The sequence below is a fragment of the Pantoea sp. Lij88 genome, from assembly GCF_030062155.1.
Taxonomy (GTDB): domain Bacteria; phylum Pseudomonadota; class Gammaproteobacteria; order Enterobacterales; family Enterobacteriaceae; genus Pantoea.
Map to the genome: position 1 here is coordinate 2,322,550 of NZ_CP118269.1, position 19,336 is coordinate 2,341,885.

13 protein-coding genes are annotated in these 19,336 nt (G+C 61.2%); 6 read left to right on the forward strand and 7 right to left on the reverse strand.

Translation table 11 applies throughout. The annotated features are described in order from the left end of the window. Positions 1 to 286 precede the first annotated feature (286 nt). From cobA to PU624_RS14675, 7 genes are all read right to left on the reverse strand, one after another. Entirely contained in the window at positions 287 to 1,168 is an 882-nt protein-coding gene (cobA, locus tag PU624_RS14645; protein WP_283547999.1) for a uroporphyrinogen-III C-methyltransferase, read from the reverse strand. After that, positions 1,168 to 3,786: a nitrate reductase gene (locus tag PU624_RS14650; protein WP_283545567.1), complete on the reverse strand. Its 2,619-nt coding sequence runs from the start codon at positions 3,784 to 3,786 to the stop codon at positions 1,168 to 1,170. Before PU624_RS14650 ends, cobA begins: the two co-directional genes overlap by 1 nt. Further along, complete coding sequence (nirB, locus tag PU624_RS14655; RefSeq protein WP_283545568.1) at positions 3,783 to 7,847, reverse strand: nitrite reductase large subunit NirB; 4,065 nt, start codon at positions 7,845 to 7,847, stop codon at positions 3,783 to 3,785. Before nirB ends, PU624_RS14650 begins: the two co-directional genes overlap by 4 nt. A gap of 10 nt (positions 7,848 to 7,857) precedes the next feature. Further along, positions 7,858 to 8,649, reverse strand: coding sequence for an ABC transporter ATP-binding protein (locus PU624_RS14660; protein ID WP_283545569.1), 792 nt, complete (start codon positions 8,647 to 8,649; stop codon positions 7,858 to 7,860). Between the two features lie 10 nt (positions 8,650 to 8,659). Next, complete coding sequence (gene ntrB / locus PU624_RS14665; protein ID WP_283545570.1) at positions 8,660 to 9,532, reverse strand: nitrate ABC transporter permease; 873 nt, start codon at positions 9,530 to 9,532, stop codon at positions 8,660 to 8,662. An 11-nt stretch (positions 9,533 to 9,543) separates the two neighbouring features. Next, complete coding sequence (locus tag PU624_RS14670; RefSeq protein ID WP_283545571.1) at positions 9,544 to 10,794, reverse strand: CmpA/NrtA family ABC transporter substrate-binding protein; 1,251 nt, start codon at positions 10,792 to 10,794, stop codon at positions 9,544 to 9,546. A 262-nt stretch (positions 10,795 to 11,056) separates the two neighbouring features. Beyond that, positions 11,057 to 12,271: a nitrate regulatory protein gene (locus tag PU624_RS14675; protein WP_283545572.1), complete on the reverse strand. Its 1,215-nt coding sequence runs from the start codon at positions 12,269 to 12,271 to the stop codon at positions 11,057 to 11,059. Positions 12,272 to 12,759: 488 nt separating this feature from the next. Between PU624_RS14675 and PU624_RS14680 the strand changes: the two genes are divergently transcribed. The 6 genes from PU624_RS14680 to PU624_RS14705 all read left to right on the forward strand — a co-directional run bounded on the left by PU624_RS14680 (position 12,760) and on the right by PU624_RS14705 (position 19,326). Further along, complete coding sequence (locus tag PU624_RS14680; protein WP_179895939.1) at positions 12,760 to 13,251, forward strand: SH3 domain-containing protein; 492 nt, start codon at positions 12,760 to 12,762, stop codon at positions 13,249 to 13,251. A gap of 85 nt (positions 13,252 to 13,336) precedes the next feature. Continuing rightward, on the forward strand, positions 13,337 to 14,554 hold the full coding sequence (gene icmH, locus PU624_RS14685) for a type IVB secretion system protein IcmH/DotU (RefSeq protein WP_283545573.1): 1,218 nt from the start codon (positions 13,337 to 13,339) through the stop codon (positions 14,552 to 14,554). Further along, complete coding sequence (gene tssM / locus PU624_RS14690) at positions 14,554 to 16,668, forward strand: type VI secretion system membrane subunit TssM (protein WP_283548000.1); 2,115 nt, start codon at positions 14,554 to 14,556, stop codon at positions 16,666 to 16,668. Before icmH ends, tssM begins: the two co-directional genes overlap by 1 nt. 13 nt (positions 16,669 to 16,681) lie before the next feature. Beyond that, positions 16,682 to 17,380 (forward strand): type VI secretion system-associated protein TagF, encoded by a 699-nt coding sequence (tagF, locus tag PU624_RS14695; RefSeq protein ID WP_283545574.1) that lies wholly within the window; start codon positions 16,682 to 16,684, stop codon positions 17,378 to 17,380. Positions 17,381 to 17,416: 36 nt separating this feature from the next. Further along, a complete protein-coding gene (gene tagH, locus PU624_RS14700) occupies positions 17,417 to 18,553 on the forward strand; it encodes a type VI secretion system-associated FHA domain protein TagH (protein WP_283545575.1) in 1,137 nt (378 codons plus the stop codon). After that, a complete protein-coding gene (locus PU624_RS14705; RefSeq protein WP_283545576.1) occupies positions 18,550 to 19,326 on the forward strand; it encodes a PP2C family protein-serine/threonine phosphatase in 777 nt (258 codons plus the stop codon). Before tagH ends, PU624_RS14705 begins: the two co-directional genes overlap by 4 nt. Positions 19,327 to 19,336: the final 10 nt, after the last annotated feature.

Consider the following 19,336-nt stretch of genomic DNA (forward strand, 5'->3'; position numbering starts at 1 on the left):
CAGCAAACCAGCAAAACCCCGCACTAATGCCAACCGTGCAGGGATGGCCTGCCTGAAAAGCAAAGTGTGCGAGCCAGGGATGGCGAGCCCAATCCGCAGGGATGCGGGACTCCTTTGCGATCAGGCAGGCCTTTCCTGCACGACGCACCTTACTTCCACTCCATTCAGGTAAACCAGTAAAACTCCGCACCACCGCCAGCCGTGCAGGGATGGCCTGCCTGAAGAGCAAAGTGTGCGAGCCAGGGAGGGCGAGCCCAATCCGCAGGGATGCGGGACTCCTTTGCGATCAGGCAGGCCTTTCCTGCACGACGCACCGTACTTCCTGCACGACGCACCCGACTTCCTGCACGACGCACCGGCTCCCGCTCCCATTACCCCGCACCTGCAAATCCGCCCGATAAAACCGCACGACCTCACCCACCACCAGCAGCGACGGCGACACCGGCTGATCCCGCGCGACCGTCTCCGCCAGCCCACCCAGCGTGGTGATCAGCACCCGCTGGTCCGGCCGGGTTCCCTTCTCGATAATCGCCACCGGCGTCGCCGCATCCCGCCCCTGCGCCTGCAACTGCGCACTGATCGACGCACTCCAGCTCAACCCCATATAAAACACCAGCGTCTGATTCACCGCCGACAGCGCGGCTGCATCCAGCTGCGGCTCGCCACTCCGGCCATGCCCGGTAATCAACCGCAACGACTGCGCGCAATCGCGATGCGTCAACGGAATCCCGCTGGCCGCCGCACAGCCCACCGCCGCCGTAATCCCCGGCACGACCTCACAGCGAATCCCGGCCTCCTGCAGGCTCACCATCTCCTCGCCACCGCGACCAAAAATAAACGGATCGCCGCCCTTCAGGCGGATCACATCGCGCCCGCTGCGCGCCAGATCCACCAGCAACTGATTAATCTGCGCCTGCTTCAGCCCGTGCTGCCCCGGCTGCTTACCCACATCAATGCATAACGCGCTCTCCGGCACCTCGGCCATCACCGCTTCACTCACCAGCCGGTCATACACCACCACTTCAGCCCGCTGCAGCAACCGCAACGCTTTCACCGTCAGCAGCTCCACATCGCCAGGGCCTGCACCCACCAGCCACACCGCACCCTGCTGCTTAGCCACACCGGCCGGAGCCAGTAACTTATCCAGAGAATCAATTGCTCGCGTCATCATTCCTCCACAACCACGTCGGACAGCAACAGCTGCTTCAGCTCCGGAATACAGGAGCCACACTGCGTGCCGCACTTCAGCTTCTCGCCCAATGCCTGAGTGCTGCGACACCCCTGCGTTATCGCCTGCAAAATCGACTGTTCACCTACCGACATACAACTACAGATAATCCGGCCCGCCGCGCTGCGCTGTGCCGCCCGACCTGCCAGCACGCTGTGCCGCCCGGCAGCATCCTGCGGCGCATCAGCAAAGGCTGCGGCGACAAACGCACTATCCAGCGACGGCAACGTGCTACCGGCATAAAACGCCAGCTGCAACTCACCGTCGCGCCAGGCCAGCAACCGGTAATCACAACCGCTGCCGGTGGCGAGCTGTACTGTATAGCCTGACAGATCGACCTGCCCGGCAAGCCACGCCTGCGGCGATCCCTCGCCCGCTACCGCATAACGCTGCGCCGCCGCATAGGGCACACGCGACCAGTAACGCAATCCCGCAAGCGGGGTAATCCCGCGCTGCCACAACCAACCCTGCCAGCTCACCGCCAGCGGCAGAATCCGCACCGGCGTCTGCTTCAGCGCGGGCTGTCCCGAAAACGGACAGGCGCGGGCGGCGACCAGCATCCCCACGTGACTCCGCTGACTGAACTGCCGGTTCCAGTGCATCGGCACAAACAGTTCGCCGCGCCGCATCCCGACATCCGTGCGCACCCGCACACTGATCCAGCCCTGCACCGACTGCACCCGCGCCAGGCCGCCCGCCGCGACGCCATACTGCGCGGCATCAGCGGGATGCAGCGCCACAAACGGCTCATCGCAATGCTGCATCAGACGCGGCACCAGCCCGGTGCGCGTCATGGTGTGCCACTGATCGCGCACCCGACCGCTATTCATCAACAGTGGCCAGGCAGCCTCACGGGGTATTAAGGCAGGCGTGGCCGGAACACGCAGCCGGGCTTTCCCGTCCTCGTGGAAAAAGCGGCGATCGCCAAACAACCGGGCACAGCCCTGCGGAAAATCACCATTCACCGGCCACTGAACCGGACGCAGCGCGTCCCATCCGGCCTGGGTTAACTGCGCCAGCCCGCTGATATCAAACGCCCGCTGCCCCCGGTTCTCAAAACCTGACAGCGCCGCATGCTCGCGGAAAATCTCCGACGGATGCTGCCAGTTAAAGCCCTCGCGGAACCCTAATCGCTGCGCCACCTGCGCCAGCAGCCACCAGTCAGGCCGGGCATCTCCGGGCGCGGCGGCAAAGGCGCGCTGACGCGAAATACGTCGCTCTGAATTGGTCACGGTGCCGTTCTTCTCGCCCCATCCCTGGGCGGGCAGCAGAATATCGGCAAAGGCGCTGGTATCGGTCTGCGCCATCACGTCAGAGACAATTACCAGCGGACACGCCGCCAGCGCCTGCGCCACGCGATTGCCCTCCGGCATCGACACCGCCGGATTGGTGCCCATAATCCACACCGCTTTCACCTCGCCTTCCGCAATTGCCCTGAAAAGATCCAGCGCCATCAGCCCCGGCTGGCGGGCTATCGACGGGCTGCGCCAGAAACGCTGCACCCGAGCGCAATCCGCGTCCGTAAAACTCATGTGCGCCGCCAGCTGATTCGCCAGGCCACCCACTTCGCGTCCGCCCATCGCATTTGGCTGTCCGGTCAGCGAAAAAGGCCCGCAGCCCGCACGACCTATTTTGCCCGTCAGCAGATGCAGATTAAGAATCGCCTGGATATTGTCGCTACCGGTGGCGGACTGATTGATTCCCATGCACCACAGCGTCAGCACCCGATCGTGCTGACTGACCAGCCGGAAAAAGTGCGTCACCTGCTGTTCCGTTACATCACAGGCCTCTGCTACCCGCGCCACATCCCACTGCGCGGCGGCGGCCAGGGTTTCACTCACACCATTCAGATACGGCAGCATGCTGCTATCAAGACCATCGTGCTGCGCCAGCCAGTGCAGCAGACCGGAAAACAACGCTGAATCGCTGCCGGGACGCAGTGGCAGATGCAGATCGGCCTGATCGCCACTCGCCGTGCGGCGCGGATCAATCACGACAATACGCATCGCCGGGCGTTGCAGCTTCGCCTGCATCAGCCGCTGCCAGACCACCGGATGCGCCCAGGCGGCGTTAGAGCCCACCAGCAACACCAGATCGGCCTGCTCCAGATCCTCATAACAGCAGGGCACCGCATCGGCTCCCAGCGCCCGCTTATAACCAACCACCGCCGACGCCATGCAGAGCCGGGAATTGGTATCGATATTGGCCGCGCCGATATACCCCTTCATCAGCTTATTGGCGACGTAGTAATCCTCGGTCAGCAGCTGGCCGGAGCCATAAAACGCCACCGCCTGCGGACCATATTGATCGATCACCGCACGCAATCCCGCCGCCGCCGCATCCAGCGCAGCGTCGAGGCTGACCTGCTGGCCGTTAACCTGGGCGGTGAGAAGACGCCCCTGCGGAGTCAGCGTCTCGCCGAGCGCCGCACCCTTAACGCATAACCGGCCCGCATTGGCAGGATGCTGTGGATCGCCGACGACGGTTGCCTGGTGCGGACCCTGCGGCGTGACGCAGACGCCACAGCCGACGCCGCAATAGGGACAGGTGCTGTTCATGATGCCTGCGCCAGCTGATTAAGCGGACGGTTAGCCAGCCAGATCTGCCCGGCTTCCAGCTTCACCGGCCAGCAGCGCAGCTGATACTGCGGGTTATCCAGACTCTGCCCGTCACGCAGCCGTATCCGCTGCTTGTAGAGCGGAGAGATCACCACCGGCTCGCCGCCGACATCGCCCAGGATCCCGCGCGACAGCACGCTGGCATCGCTGCCAGGTTCGCGATCTTCCAGGGCAAACAGCGCGTCACCAAAGCGGAACAGCGCGACACGCTCGGTGCCAAGTCGTGCGCCAATCCCTGCCTCTGGCGGGATCGCCTCCAGCGCGCAGATAGCACTCCACGGCTCGGCGGGCAGTTGCAGCAGCGGACGTGTGGCCACGGTTTCAGGCTGGCGCTGACCGCGGACACGGCTGTAGTGCAGCGATTCATCTGGCTGGTCGCTGTTGACCGTCGGCGTAAACAGCGCCAGGCGCGACGGGTCCGCCAGCGTGGTCTGCCACTCGCACTGATACGCCTCCACCACCCGCTGCATCTCCTGCTCCAGGGTCGCGCCCAGCCCGAGGCTATCCTCTATCACCACCTGGCGCAGGTAATCCAGACCGCCTTCCAGATTGTCCATCCAGACGCTGGTACGCTGCAGACGATCGGCGGTGCGGATATAGAACATCAGCAGGCGATCGACATAACGCAGCAGCGTGGCGTCGTCGAGATCGCTGGCGAACAGGTCGGCATGGCGCGGTTTCATGCCGCCGTTGCCGCAGACGTAGAGGTTCCAGCCCTTTTCGGTGGCGATCACGCCGATATCTTTGCTCTGCGCTTCCGCACACTCGCGGGTACAGCCCGACACGGCCATTTTGATCTTATGCGGCGCACGTAGCCCCTTGTAGCGGTTCTCCAGCGCGATGGCGAAGGCGGTCGAATCCTGCACGCCGTAGCGGCACCAGGTTGAACCGACACAGGACTTCACGGTGCGCAGCGATTTGCCGTAGGCGTGACCGGTTTCGAAACCGGCTGCGAGCAGCGTCTGCCAGATATCGGGCAGTTGATCGAGCCGCGCGCCAAACAGGTCAATACGCTGACCGCCGGTGATTTTGGTGTAGAGATCGTAACGCGCCGCCACTTCGCCAATGGCGATCAGCCCCTGTGGCGTGATTTCGCCGGCCGGGACACGCGGCACCACGGAATAGGTGCCATCTTTCTGGATGTTGGCGAAGTAGCGGTCATTTGTGTCCTGCAGCGGCAGATGCGCCGGTTTCAGCAGATAGTCGTTCCAGCAGGAGGCGAGCAGCGATGCCACCAGCGGCTTGCAGATCTCACAGCCCTGCCCCCGGCCGTGCGAGGCCAGCAGCGCATCAAAGGTCCTGAACTCGCCTGCCCGCACCAGGTGATAAAGCTCCTGGCGTGAATAGCTGAAGTGGTCGCAGACATCTTTTTTCACCTCGACGCCCAGATTTTCCAGCTGAAACTCCATCACCTGCTTCACCAGCGCCGCGCAGCCGCCGCAGCCGGTGGCCGCTTTGGTGCAGCGCTTGATGCTGCTCATCTCACCGCATCCGCCTTTCACCGCCGCGCAGATATCGCCCTTACTGACGTTGTGGCAGGAACAGACCTGCGCGCTGTCCGGTAACGCCGCGACGCCGGGTGCTTTCGGCGCACCGGCCAGCGCAGGCAGGATCAGGCTTTCCGGTGCGGTGGGCAGCGGTAAGTCATTGAGCATCATCTGCAGCAGCGTGGCGTAATCGCTGCTGTCGCCGACCAGCACGCCGCCCAGCAGCCGGGTGCCCTCCGCAGAGACCACGATTTTCTTGTAGATGCCTTTTGGCCCGTCGGTCCAGTGATAGTGCTGGCTGCCTGGCGTTCGACCATGCGCATCACCAAAGGAGGCCACCTCCACGCCCAGCAGTTTCAGTTTGGTGCTCATATCCGCGCCGCTGAAGGCAGCCGGTTCAGCCGCCAGATGTCCGGCCAGCACCCGCGCCATCTGATAGCCCGGCGCGACCAGGCCAAAGATCTGACCGTTCCATAGTGCGCATTCTCCAATGGCAAACACGTCGTCATCGCTGGTCTGGCAGCGATCGTTAATCTCAATGCCGCCGCGCGGTCCCAGCGTCAGGCCCGCCTCACGCGCCAGCTCATCGCGCGGCCGGATACCGGCAGAGAACAGCACCAGATCGCCGGGTAAACTGCTGCCGTCAGCAAAGCGCAGCACCACGCTGCCATCGGGCTGACGCGCGATCAGTTCGGTCTGTTTTGAGGTGTGAACCGTAACGCCCAGCGCGTCGATCTTCTGACGCAGCATCAGCGCACCGCCCTCATCGAGCTGCACCGCCATCAGGCGTGGCGCGAACTCCACCACGTGCGTTTCGAGTCCGAGCTGCCGCAGCGCATTCGCCGCCTCCAGACCCAGCAGGCCGCCGCCAATCACAATGCCGCGCTGGCTATGGCGGGCGCAGGCAGCAATGGCATCAAGGTCATCCAGCGTGCGATAGACAAAGCAGCGTTCGCCGTCATGACCCGGCACCGGCGGAACAAAAGCGCGTGAGCCGGTCGCCAGCACCAGCTTATCCCACGCCAGCTCATTGCCCGCGCTGTCACGCAGGCTGCGCTGCTGGCGGTCGATCGCCACCACCGTGCAGCCGCTGCGCAGTTCGATACCGTGCAGGGCAAAGAAGTCCGCGCCGACCAGCGACAGATCACCGGCCGTTTTGCCGTTGAAATAGTCCGACAGATGCACCCGATCGTAAGCCTGCTGGCGCTCCTCGCCGTAAACTACGATGTGATAGAGCTGATGCAGTTCGCGGGCAACCAGCTGTTCAAGAAAGTGGTGACTGACCATGCCGTGACCAATGACGGCTAAAACCGGTTTACTCATCTCAGGACTCTCTGCAGCCTGTGGCTGCGGTTCAGGTTGATCGTGATCGAACAGGGTATCGAGCGTGACAGGCTCAGCGCGCTGCAGGCGTTCCAGCCACGCCGCGCCCTGCCGGGTGTCGCCAGAGAGCAGCACGCCACAGAGGCGGCCCTGACGGAGAAAAAGGCGGCGATAGTCGCCGGAGAGGGGATCGAAACTGCTGATGGAGGGCGCCTCGCTGACGTCACCGGCGCTGAACAGCGAAATGCCGCTGACTTTGAGACGCGTCGCCAGTGGCTGGCTGACAAAATCTGCCAGCGGCGATCCCGCCAGCTGCGCCGCCAGAATCTGTGCCTGCGCCAGGCAGGGCGCGACCAGGCCAAAGGTTTCACCCGCGATTTCACAGCACTCGCCTACGGCGTAAACATCGGGAATGGCGCTGCGCAGCTGACCATCGACCAGAATGCCGCGCTGACACGGCAGCCCCGCCGCCTGCGCCAGCGTTATCTCCGGCTGCACGCCGATGGCGATCACCACCTGCGTGGCGGCGCAGTGGCGGCCGCTGGTGAGCATTACGCCCGCCTCGTCAATCGCCGACAGTCCGCTGTTGAGTTCACAGCAGATACCGCGCTGCGCTAAAGCCGTCAGCAACAGCTCGCCCGCTTTTGCATCCAGCTGGCGATCCAGCAGCCAGGGTTTGTGATGGACCAGCGTAACCTCACGGCCACGGGCGCGGAGTGCCGCCGCCGCTTCAATGCCGAGAAAGCCGCCGCCCAGTATCACCACCGGTCCCTGGCCCGCCAGCAGTCGCCGGACGTCGGCGATGCTGCGAAAACTCATCACGCACTCCGCATCGATACCCGGAATCGCAGGCAGACGAGGCTGTGAGCCGGTGGCAAACACCAGCCGATCCCAGCCGAGCTGGCGCTGATCGGTCTGCACCGTGCGTGCGGCCAGATCGACCTGCTGCACGGTTTCGCCGGTCAGCAGCGTGACGCCGTGCCGCTGATACCAGTCGCGATCGTGGATCAGGGTGTCACTGAAGGACTTTTCACCCGCCAGCACCGGCGACAGCAGCACGCGGTTGTAGTTGCCGTGCGGCTCGCGGCCAATGACCGTGATGGCGTAACGCAGCGGCGCACGCTGCAGCAGGCTCTCCACCATCTGCATCCCCGCCATACCATTGCCTATCACCAGCAACCGTTGCCTCATGGTCTGCTCCTTATGCCGCCGTGGTCTGTTTTTCATAGAGAAAATGCAGCACTTTCTGGCGCAGCTGGTGGTAGCGCGGCTCATCCGCCAGCGCCACCCGCGAGCGCGGACGCGGCAGATCGACGGTGAGGATTTCGCCGACCTTTGCCGCCGGGCCGTTGGTCATCATCATTACCCGATCGGAGAGCAGCACCGCTTCATCCACGTCATGGGTGATCAGCACGATGGTGGTGTTCAGCTCCTGCTGAATGCGCATTACGCTGTCCTGCAGGTGAGCGCGGGTTAAGGCATCCAGCGCGCCAAATGGCTCATCCAGCAGCAGCACGCGCGGCTTCATCGCCAGCGCCCGGGCAATGCCGACGCGCTGCTTCATGCCGCCTGAGATCTCGCCAGGCCGCTTGTGCATGGCGTGACTCATCTGCACCCGATTAAGGTTGTGCTCGATCCAGTCCCGCATCTCCGCTTTGCTGAAGCGTCCTTTAAAGACCTGCTGCACCGCCAGTTCGACGTTCTGAAACGCCGTCAGCCACGGCAGCAGCGAATGGTTCTGAAACACCACCGCACGCTCCGGGCCCGGCCCGGTGATTTCGCGGTTATCACACAGCAGCACGCCGCTGCTGGGACGGGTGAGTCCGGCAATCAGGTTCAGCAGTGTCGATTTGCCGCAGCCGGAGTGACCAATCAGGCTCAGGGTTTCCCCTTCGTGAATATCAAAGCTGACGTTGTCCAGTGCCAGAAACTCGCCAGTGGCGGTATTGAAACGCTGACTCACCTGCTGAACGCGAATAATGTGTTGCTGCATGATGTTCTCCTTATTTTTCCCAGCTGAAACGACGCGCCAGCAGCATCAGACCCTGCTCCAGCAGCAGCCCGACCACACCGATAATCAGAATGGCGATCAGAATGTTTGCCACGTTGAGGTTGTTCCACTCGTTCCAGATCCAGAAGCCGATCCCCAGCCCGCCCGTCAGCATTTCGGCGGCAACGATCACCAGCCACGCGATGCCGATAGAGAGACGCACCCCGGTGAGCACCGCAGGCAGCACGGCGGGCAGCAGGATCCGGCGCATCACCGTCCATTCAGAAAGCTGTAACACGCGCGCTACGTTGAGGTAGTCCTGCGGAATGCGCTGCACTCCTTCGGCGGTGTTGATGATCATCGGCCAGATTGAACAGATGAAAATGGTCCAGCTGGCGGCTGGCTCGGCGCGCTGAAACAGCAGCAGGCCAATCGGCAGCCAGGCCAGCGGACTGACCGGACGCAGTAAGGCGATAATCGGATTGAACATCCGCGCCATAAAGGTGAAGCGCCCCAGCAGAAAACCGGCCGGAATGCCCACCAGCGCAGCCAGGCCGAAGCCGATGGCGACGCGCTGCAGGGAGGCCAGCACATTCCAGCCGATGCCCTGATCGTTGGGGCCATTGCTGTAGAACGGGTCAGCGAACAGCACCTGCGCGGCCTGCCAGGTCGCGTAAGGCGAAGGAAACGAGGGTTCGGACAGGGCGGCGATCTGCCACACCAGCAGCATCAGCAGCAGGCCGCCCGCAGCCGGTATGCAGCGCTGCAGAAACGGACGCAGCCGCGCCGGACGAACGGCGGCTTTGGGGGTGACCTGTAACGGAATAACGGTGGCACTGCCGGGGGTTTGCACCGGCTGAGCCAGCGCGCGCGCGTCAGTTTTCATAACGACCTCTCTTAACGTTTGATAGCGAAACTGGCGGCGTAGGCGGCAGGATTGCTGCCATCCCAGACTTTGCCGTCGATCAGGGTGCTGCTGCGCATCTCACTGGCAGGCAATGCAATCTGCCCGACGGCGCTGGCAGCCTGTTTGTAGATGTCGATGCGGTTGATCTGGCGGGCCACGGCGACGTAATCGGGATCGCGGGTGAGCAGTCCCCAGCGTTTCATCTGCGTCAGGAACCACATGCCGTCGGAGAGCCACGGAAAACTGACGTTACCGTTGTCGAAGAAGCGCATCGGATGCGCGTCCTGCCACGACTGTCCCAGGCCGTTCTGATACTGGCCGAGCATTCGCCCCTGCAGCGTTTCCACTTTGGTATTGATCCAGGCGCGCCCGGCTAACACCTGCGCGGTTTCACGGCGGTTATCGTCTGAGGCGTCGATCCAGCGCGCGGCCTCCAGCACGGCGGCGGTCAGCGCGCGGGCAGTATTAGGATTCTCTTTCACCCACTGCGCGCGGGTGCCGAGCACTTTTTCCGGATGCTCCGGCCAGATCTGCTGGCTGGTGGCGGCGGTAAAGCCGATGTTGTCGCTGATGGCGCGCTGGTTCCACGGCTCGCCGACGCAGTAGCCGCTCATGTTGCCAATCTTCATGTTCATCACCATCTGCGGCGGCGGCACGACTACGGTGCGCACGTCGTCAAACGGATGAATCCCGGCATTGGCCAGCCAGTAGTAGAGCCACATGGCGTGCGTACTGGTGGGAAAGGTATGAGCGAAAGTCAGGCTGCCTTTAGGGCGGCTATCAACGGCTTTTTTCAGGCTGGCCGCATCGGTGACGCCACTGGCTTTCAGCTGGTTCGACAGGGTAATGGCCTGCCCGTTGTGATTGAGCGTCATCAGGTTCGCCATGTCGTGCTGCGGTCCCGCCACGCCAAGCTGCAGCGCGTAGATCATGCCGTAGAGCACATGCGCCGCATCCAGTTCGCCGGAGGTCAGCTTGTCGCGCACCGCCGCCCAGCTCGCCTCTTTGCTGACCGCAAGCGTCAGGCCATACTTCTTATCGAAGCCTTTTACCGACGCCATAACCACCGGCGCACAGTCGGTAAGCGGAATAAAGCCCACCCGCACCTGCGCCTTTTCTGGCGCATCGGAACCTGCTGCCCAGACTGCATTTCGTAATCCCGGAACGATCCAGGCCGCACCCAGCGCAGCACCGGAGATCAGCGCCTGACGTCGTGTCAGTGAAAATGGCGTTTTGCTCATCAAGTTGCCCCTGAACAGAAATAAAAAAAGGCGTCCTCCGACAAGCCGAAGCCTGCGGATGGACGCCTTTATCCAAAGCACTGACCCCACCGCCATTGGCGGGAGCAATGCGTACTCTCTGTAAGGTTAAAGCAAAGGGTGTGCCAGATCGCCGAAGCCGCGTGAATGCCGATCTGCGGGGACAGCCTGGTGAGAAATTAACCGTTTTTGCACGTTTCCGACGCAGATCACGCACAAAGGCTGTGCAGCTACCTCATCCGGGTTAGGTGTCCAGGGTCTTCGCCACCGCCAGCACCGCCTGTGCGATTTCCAGTACCCGCTTGTTCTGATTCATCGCACTTTTGCGCAGCGCCTGCCAGGCGGCCTCTTCGCTGAACCCCTGCTGCTGCATCAGCCAGTGCTTGGCCTGATCGATCACCCGTCGCTCGTCGAGTGAGGCCCGCATCGACGCCAGCTCATCCGCCTGCTGTTGCAGACGCTGCGACTGCTCACCAATCAGCGACAGCACCGAGCGCCCAAGCTGCGGGGCCAGGCCGTCACTGTTGAGTGCAGCCGCGCCGGGCAGCCAGTCAGCCCCGGAGACGTAGAGCGAGAAGTTGCTGTCGCCCCGAACGACCGGAAAGGCTGCCTGCTGCTGCGCCTGAGCAATCGCCTCACGGCAGCGCTGCATCAGCGTGGCCGTCAGGGCATCTTCCAGCGTTTTCATCTGGTCCAGCCGCTCAGAGAGCAGAGAAAACCAGTGCAGCGCGCCGGTTTCATCATACCGGCCGCCGGTGCAGGCGATACGCCGCAGACGTTCGATGTCCCGACCGGGCTGAGCCAGCGGCTGCCAGCATTCACAGGCGGCGCTGTCGGCAAATTCCCGGAAGGTGGTAAAACTCTGCTCCTGGGCCGCAATCAGGGCCACCATCTGGCTGCGCTGGTCAGGCGTAAACTGCCCCGCCGCAAAGCCAGCAGAGCCGATGGCCCGCTCCTGTCCGGCCAGCTCTTTGCCCTGCATAAAGCTGAACAGGGCGATAAGCGCGCGGGAAATGCCGGGATAGCTGGCGGTGTCGGCCGCCTCAAACACCAGATTGAGTAAGGTGCGGATCACCTGATTAAAGGCGGCCATCGCCGCAGCCTGATCCCGCTCACCCTGGCTGATTTGCTGACGCAGCGCGGGCAGACCGTCCAGCGCCTGAAGAGCGGCCGCAATCAGGTTGCAGAAGCGACTGTAGCCGGGCTGCGCCACGGCGGGCGGCAGCGCCCGATAAAAGTGCTGCAAACCGTCGCTGACCTCCTGCTGGCGGGCGAGACGTTCGGCGCTGAACAGCGTGCCGTCTGAGCAGATCCAGAGGTTGTTCGCGCCACGCTCACGCTGCAACCGATGAACCAGTTCACTGACGGCGGCCATCAGCTCGCCGGTCTCAAGCAGCCGTTGCAGGCTGGCAATATCGCTGTCACGCGAGGCCTGTAGCCAGGTCATGGCATCACTCATTGCTCACCTCTGTGTAGTTAAAACCTTTCTGTAGCAAAAGGCGTGCCGCTTTCCGGAAAAAAAGGGGCCACAACAGAGGCGTTAATTCTGATTTTGATGAGATTCTTAACACAAACTGATAAATTTTTTCGGCAACAAGTTATTAGTAAATCTTAATAGTTTCCAATCGGATTCATTGCATGTCAGAATGCGCGGCACTGTTCTCAATCAGTTTGTCTCTGCGATAATTCAGTTCGCTTTAACTATCACATTAGCTGGCGATTTTCTGACACCGAAACCCGCCTGTAAAGCGCCCGCTATCACGCATCGGCAGTGGGTGCAATGGTTTGAATTCTCAAAAGTCTTAGGTAGACTGAACACGTTACTATCCTGATGTAAACTGACCTTTTTTTGAAAAACAGAATTTCGGCACGATGCGGCGCGACAAACAGCGCCTCCTGGCATCGGGCCCGGCAACATGCAGATACTTTGATGAGATCACGAGGAACATGGTGAAAAAGAGTCTTGCGTTAACACTGCTGGCGGTTCTTACCCTGGCAGGCTGTAAGGCCCCGCCGCCGCCCGTCACTGACGATACGCTGGTCACCAGCGAAATTAACGGCGTCAAACTGGTCCATCGACACGCTGTCGCGGCACCGACTGAATTTGAGCCGGTCAATCAGACCTGGCGCGCACTCTATGGTGCTTCCGTCATGACCTCGCCGGATTACGGCGGCAAAGTGGTTCGCTATCTCGAAACGGGTAAACCGTTTGAAGTATTAGGTAATGTGGAACACAGCTGGCTGGCGATTGCTGACCAGGCTGACGGCCCGCTGATCGGCTATGTGCCGCTTAAAGCAGGCGTGGCGAGCGATCGTTATGATGCGACGGTGCAGAGCGATCGTCCCCGTCCCCGCAAAACCAAACAGGTCTGTGTGGCCGTCGGCGGTGCCAGCAAAGCCTGCCGGACTAACGATACCGCGACCTGGATCTTAGACTGAATATGAAATCCGGCGCATATTGCCCGCAGCACCGTCCCGGGCTGTGGGTACAGGGATTGGCCATTGGCTGGAAGATCACTAATTAATGACTGTGGAATCCCCTGCGCGTGAGGCGACCCCCTCAGGCAATGAGAATCTATTACTTCAGGCTGCGGCGCCACTGCTGAACGCGGTGGTGCAAATTCGTCAGGCAGCCACCCACGACGACCCTGCGGGTCTGCGCCAGTCTCTGATCGATGAAATCCGCCAGTTTGAACAACGCTGTAAACAGGCAGGACTGCCGTTTGAGATGATTATCGGCGCGCGTTACTGCATCTGCAGCGCGCTGGATGAAGCGGCAGCGCAAACCCCCTGGGGCACGCGCGGCGTCTGGTCCGGCAACGGCATGCTGGTCACCTTCCACAATGAAAGCTGGGGCGGCGAAAAATTCTTTCAGCTGCTGTCGCGCATTTCCCAAAGCCCGCAACAGCACCTCTGGCTGCTGGAAGTGGTGCAGTACTGCCTGCTGCTGGGCTTTGAAGGCCGCTATCGCGGCAGTGAAAATGGTCGTGCTCAGTGCGACGGAATCCGTAAACGCCTGAAAACCCTGATTGATGAAACACGCGCCCAGCGTCAGACCCCGCAACCGCCACTGGTGGAGGTGCATCCGCTGGTGAGCACCCTCGCCCGTCCGATGGTGCCGCTCTGGGCCTGCGCCATGCTGGTCGCGCTGATTGGCTGCCTGATCTACAGCGGCCTGAACTGGCGGCTCGGCAACGCTGCCGAACCGCTGCTGCGCACTATCTATCAGACGCCGCTGCCGCAGATTACCGCTGGCCGCCGTCCCTCTTCCCCGCAGGCGCTGCTCGATCTGCGTCAGCGCCTGAATGATGTGATCGCCGCCGGACAACTCGAAGTCAGCGATGGTGCTTTTGGCAGCAAAGTGATTATTCCGGCGGACAAGCTGTTTGCCGAGCAAGGCACGGTGATCAATCCGGTAGGCCGCGCGCTGCTGGCCCGCGTCTCAAACGCCATGAAAGATGTTAAAGGCACCATTCTGGTCTCGGTGTTTACCGACGATCATCCGGTGGATAACAGCCGCTTTGCCTCCAGCTATGAGTTCTCTTTTGCCCGCGCCCGTGCGATTACCCAGCTGTTACAGGTTCAGCTGAATGACGGGCATACGGTTCGCTCTGAAGGCCGCGGCGACAGCGACCCGCTGCTGCCCAACGACAGCAGCGAAAACCGGACCCGCAACCGCCGCGTTGAAATCACCCTGTTTGCCGCGCCTGAAACGCTCAGTAATCATCAAGGAGCACAATGATGCGCGTCTCCCTTCGTCTGCTGCTAACGCACCGCCTGCTGTGGAGCTTTATCGGCGTCACGGCGCTGAGCTGTCTGGTCTGGATGCTGGGCCCGTTCTGGTCATGGGGCGAGTCACGCCCGCTGGAACCGGTTCTGCCTCGTCAGCTCACCGTGAGTGCCCTCTATTTTCTCTGGATTCTGTTCCAGCTGATCCCCTCGCTTTACCGTGCCTGGTTTAACAGCCGCCTGCTGACCCAGCTTGAACTGGCGGGCCACGAGGATTCGGCGGAACGGCAGATGACCGAAGAGCGGCTCAACCAGCGCTTCAGTGAAGCCGCGATGCAGCTGAAACGCACCCAGTTTGGCCGTCGTCACAGCGGCAGTCTGCTGTCACGCTTTAACGCTAATTATCTCTATCAGCTGCCCTGGTATCTGGTGATGGGTGCGCCTGGCGCCGGTAAAACGACCGCGCTGTTTAATGCGGGCCTTGAATTTCCGCTGACCGATACGCTCGGCAAACAGGCGATTCGTGGCGTCGGTGGCACCCGCAACTGCGACTGGTGGTTCACTGACAGCGCGGTGCTGATCGATACCGCCGGCCGTTATGCGCTGCAGGAGAGCCAGCGTGTGCGCGATGCGGCGGAGTGGCACAGCTTTATTAATCTGCTGAAACGCTATCGCACCCGCCAGCCGATTAACGGCGTGATTATGACGATCAGCGTCGCCGACCTGCTGAGTGATTCTGCCGAGGCGCGTTTCGCCCAGGCCAGCGCGCTGCGTGAGCGCATGGCGGAACTGCATCAGCAGACCGGCATTCACTTCCCGGTTTATGTGATGGTGACCAAAACCGATCTGCTGAAAGGCTTTATGAGCTACTTCGGCTCCATGGATAAAGCGCGGCGTGACGCCATCTGGGGCTTCACGTTTAACTGGGATCTCGGCAAGCCGCACAAAGATGACTGGCATCGCCATTTTGGTCAGCAGTTCCAGCGGCTGGAAGAAAATCTCCAGCAGGATCTGGCTGAGCAGATGACCCTTGAGCGCGACCTGAACGAGCGTGCGGAATGTTTCCTCTTCCCGCAGGAGTTTGCCTCGTTGCGTCCGCTGCTGAATGAATATCTGGATATCGTCTTTTCTGACCATCAGGATGCGGTTGCCTGGAGTCCGCGCGGCCTGTTCTTCACCAGCGGAACCCAGGAAGGTCTGCCGTTTGATCGGGTGATGGGTGAACTGAGCCGCAAGCTGCAGTTGCGCCAGGCAGGCGATCACTCGATTGCGGCCTGGGACAGCGTTAATCGCAATAGTCCGATTCCCGGCAACAAAGGCCAGAGCTTCTTTATTCGTGACCTGCTGAGCGATCTCATTTTCAAAGAGAGCGGTCTGGCGGGCAGTAATCGCCGCTGGGAGTACCGCAATCAGCTGTTCCACTGGATTGGCTACGGCGTGCTGGCCGGCGCGCTGCTGATCGCCTCCAGTCTGTGGGGCCTGAGTTACTACCAGAATCAACATTATCTGCAACAGGTGGCTGCGCGGGTACCCGCGATTCGTGAGCAGAGTCAGCAGGTGATTCATCAGCCTGCTGATAATATTTTTGATCTGCTACCCTTTCTGAATAACCTGGTGAAGCTGCCGCTGTCGGAACGTTTTTCTCTCGATAATCCGCCGCTTACTATGCGGGCGGGCTTGTATCGCGGCAGTCAGGTCAGCGATGCTGCCTGGGTGCTTTATCAAAATGCGCTTAAGTCTTTGTTGCTGCCGCGCGTGGCGCAGCAGATCACCAACATTCTGCGTAACGATCCGGGTGATGATAACGCCTACAGCCGCAATGCGCTGCGCGCCTATCAGATGCTCTATCAACCACGTAATTATGACGGCGAGTTTTTACGGGCCTGGCTGCTGCAAAATCTCCAGCGCTCACTGCCCGATACGGTCAGTGCCCGCGATCTGCAGCAGCTCGACTGGCACCTCAGCCAGCTGCTGGATCAGCAGATTCAGTCGTCGCCTTATGCACGTGATAATGCACTGATGATGCGCAAGCTGGCGGATAATCTGAAAATTGCGGGCGAAGCGGGTTCTGTGCTGGCGGTAACGCCTCTGCACCCGGCCCCGCGGTCAAACTCGCATAGCGAGTAATGGTGAGGTGAACATGGCTGCTTACACGGCCCCCGGCTGGTATGGCAAGCTGCCGTCGACCGGTGACTTTCTGCACCATCGGCTGAGCGAGCAACAGATTAGCCCCTGGAATCACTGGTTCCAGCAGGGACTGATGCACTGGCATCAGCAGGCCTGGTCCTTCAGCGCCAACTTTCTTCACGCGCCGGTGTGGAATTTTGTTCTGCCGGTAACCGCGACCCGGCCACAGATACAGATGGGCTGTTTACTGCCCTCCTGCGACCGCGTGGGGCGCGCCTGGCCGCTGCTGGCCCTGCACAGCTTTCCGCTGGCGCAGTGGCATCCGGCGCAGCTGACCATCTCCGGCGACTGGTTTCAGGATCTGGGCGCGACGCTGTTACAGGCGGTTCAGACCCCGCTGAATGGCGAGCAGTTAGAGCAGCAGATTCAGGCATTGCCGCCGCTGCTGGTGCCCGCCCGGAAGCCCTCTGAAATTATGGATGTGCTCGGTTTTCAGGATCTGCCCTGCACGCTGAGCTGGCGTGAGGTGGCGGAACGTTTCGATCCTCAGCAGCATATGAGCTACTGGTGGAGTAACCGCAGTGATGGGTTTGTCCATGCGACCCACAAGCACAGCGGCAACCTCACCGCGCAACTATTTTCGTTACTGTTTAACCCGGCGGCAGGTTCACAGCCGGGACGTAATGGCCTCTATCCTCCGATGTTCGAGTGAGGCCGGATGCGTTTGCCGTTTAATCTGGGATAACTCATGCAATTTACCATTGTGCAAAGCACTACGGATGTTCCGGTCAAAAGCGTCGCGTTTCTGCCGCCTGGCGGCACGATTGGCCGCAGTCAGGACAACGATCTGGTGCTGCCGGACGAGACGCGGGCCATTTCGCGTCTGCAGGCGCTGGTTCACCTGTCGCACGACGGAGAGTGCCGTCTGACCAATCAGGGCAGCGTGACGCCGGTAGAACATAACGGGATTTCCCTGGGTCGCGGCATGCAGGTGCTGCTGAAGCATGGCGATGCGTTACGCATCGGTGACTATGCGCTGGAAGTGCGTGACCCCGCCTGCAATAACGTGCAGAACGATCCCCTGGCGCTGTTTGCAGGCGACAGCGCCGAGCCCGCGAATCCGCTGGGCATTCACGAACATCATGAGATTGATGACCGGCTGCTGGTCAATGAGGTCACCCCTTCACGCCACGAGCGCCACAACGATGCGCGGCTGGCGATTGATCCGCAGGCCAGTGAGCCGCGCCGGGCGCTGGTATCACAGCCGGTGGATCAGGATCGGCTGATCGCCGCCCTGCTCGACGGCATGGGGCTGAGCAACGGTCACGCTACGCCGGTGGATGAAGAGCAGATGTTCATTACCGGCCGGATGCTGAGCCTATTCTCCCAGGGCACCGTCGCGCTGCTCTCGTCGCGATCCATTCTCAAGCGTGGCGTAAAAGCGGACATGACGATGATCCTGAACGAGGCCAATAATCCGTTCAAGATCCTGCCCTCCGGCAAAACCGTGCTGATGCAGATGTACCAGAGCCAGATGCCGGGTTTTATGCCGCCGGAACAGGCGGTTCGCGATGCGCTGGTCGATCTGCAGGCCCACCAGCTGGGCATGATTGCCGGTATCCGCGCCATTATCGCGGCGATGCTGCAATCCTTTAATCCGCAGCGGCTGGAAGAGCAGGCGCGCGCCGATGGTCTGGTGTCAAAGCTGCCCTTTTCCACCGCGAAGAAAGCGGCCCTGTGGGACTACTTCATGCGTAATTACCAGCGAACTGCCGGGGAGATCGAAGACGATTTCCATACGCTGTTTGGCGAGGCGTTTCTGCACGCGTATGACATGGAGGTGAATCAGTATAAGGACTCTCAGACGCGGGTAGATGAAGCATGAAAATCGTTTTTGCCAGCCGCTGTCAGCAGGGGCTACGTGATGAGAATCAGGATCGCACCGGCGCAGAGCTGGATGATCGTAAAGCCTGTTTTGTGGTCTGCGATGGCGTGGCCGGTCTGCCTGGCGGCGAGATGGCGGCACAGCTGGTGCGCGACACCCTGCTGAGTCAGATACAGGCGCATGACGACTTTACGCCGGAAATGACCCGTCAGGCGATTGAACAGTGCCGCTTAGCCTTGCAGGAGGCACAGGGTAAAAATCCGAAATATTCACGCATGAGTACTACCCTGGCGGCCCTGTTTATTGACCGTCATAAACAGCGTGCATGGTGGGCGCATGCCGGTGACAGCCGGGTTTACCACTTCCGCCGCGGCGCGCTCCATGAGGTGACCCGGGATCACAGTCTGGCCCAGCAGCTGAAAGATGCCGGCTATGAAAATACCGGCATTAACAGTAATTTACTCTATAATGCGCTCGGCGCTGAACCGTCTCGTTTAGTGAGCTTTTCGCAGGAGATAGGGCTGGAAGATGGCGACGCTTTTCTGGTCTGCACCGATGGCTTCTGGCTGAATCTCACCAGTGATGAAATGGAACAGGCGCTGCGCATGGTGAATGCCTGCGAAGAGTGGCTGGCACTGATGGAACAGGCGGTAAGCCGCAACGTAAAAAAAGATAATCTCAGCGCACTGGCGGTCTGGATTGGTGAGCCGGAAGAGGCAACATTGCTCTATTCACTGGCTGATTCGGCGCGCTTCCTGCCGCCTCGTTTTTGATTCCAAGGAT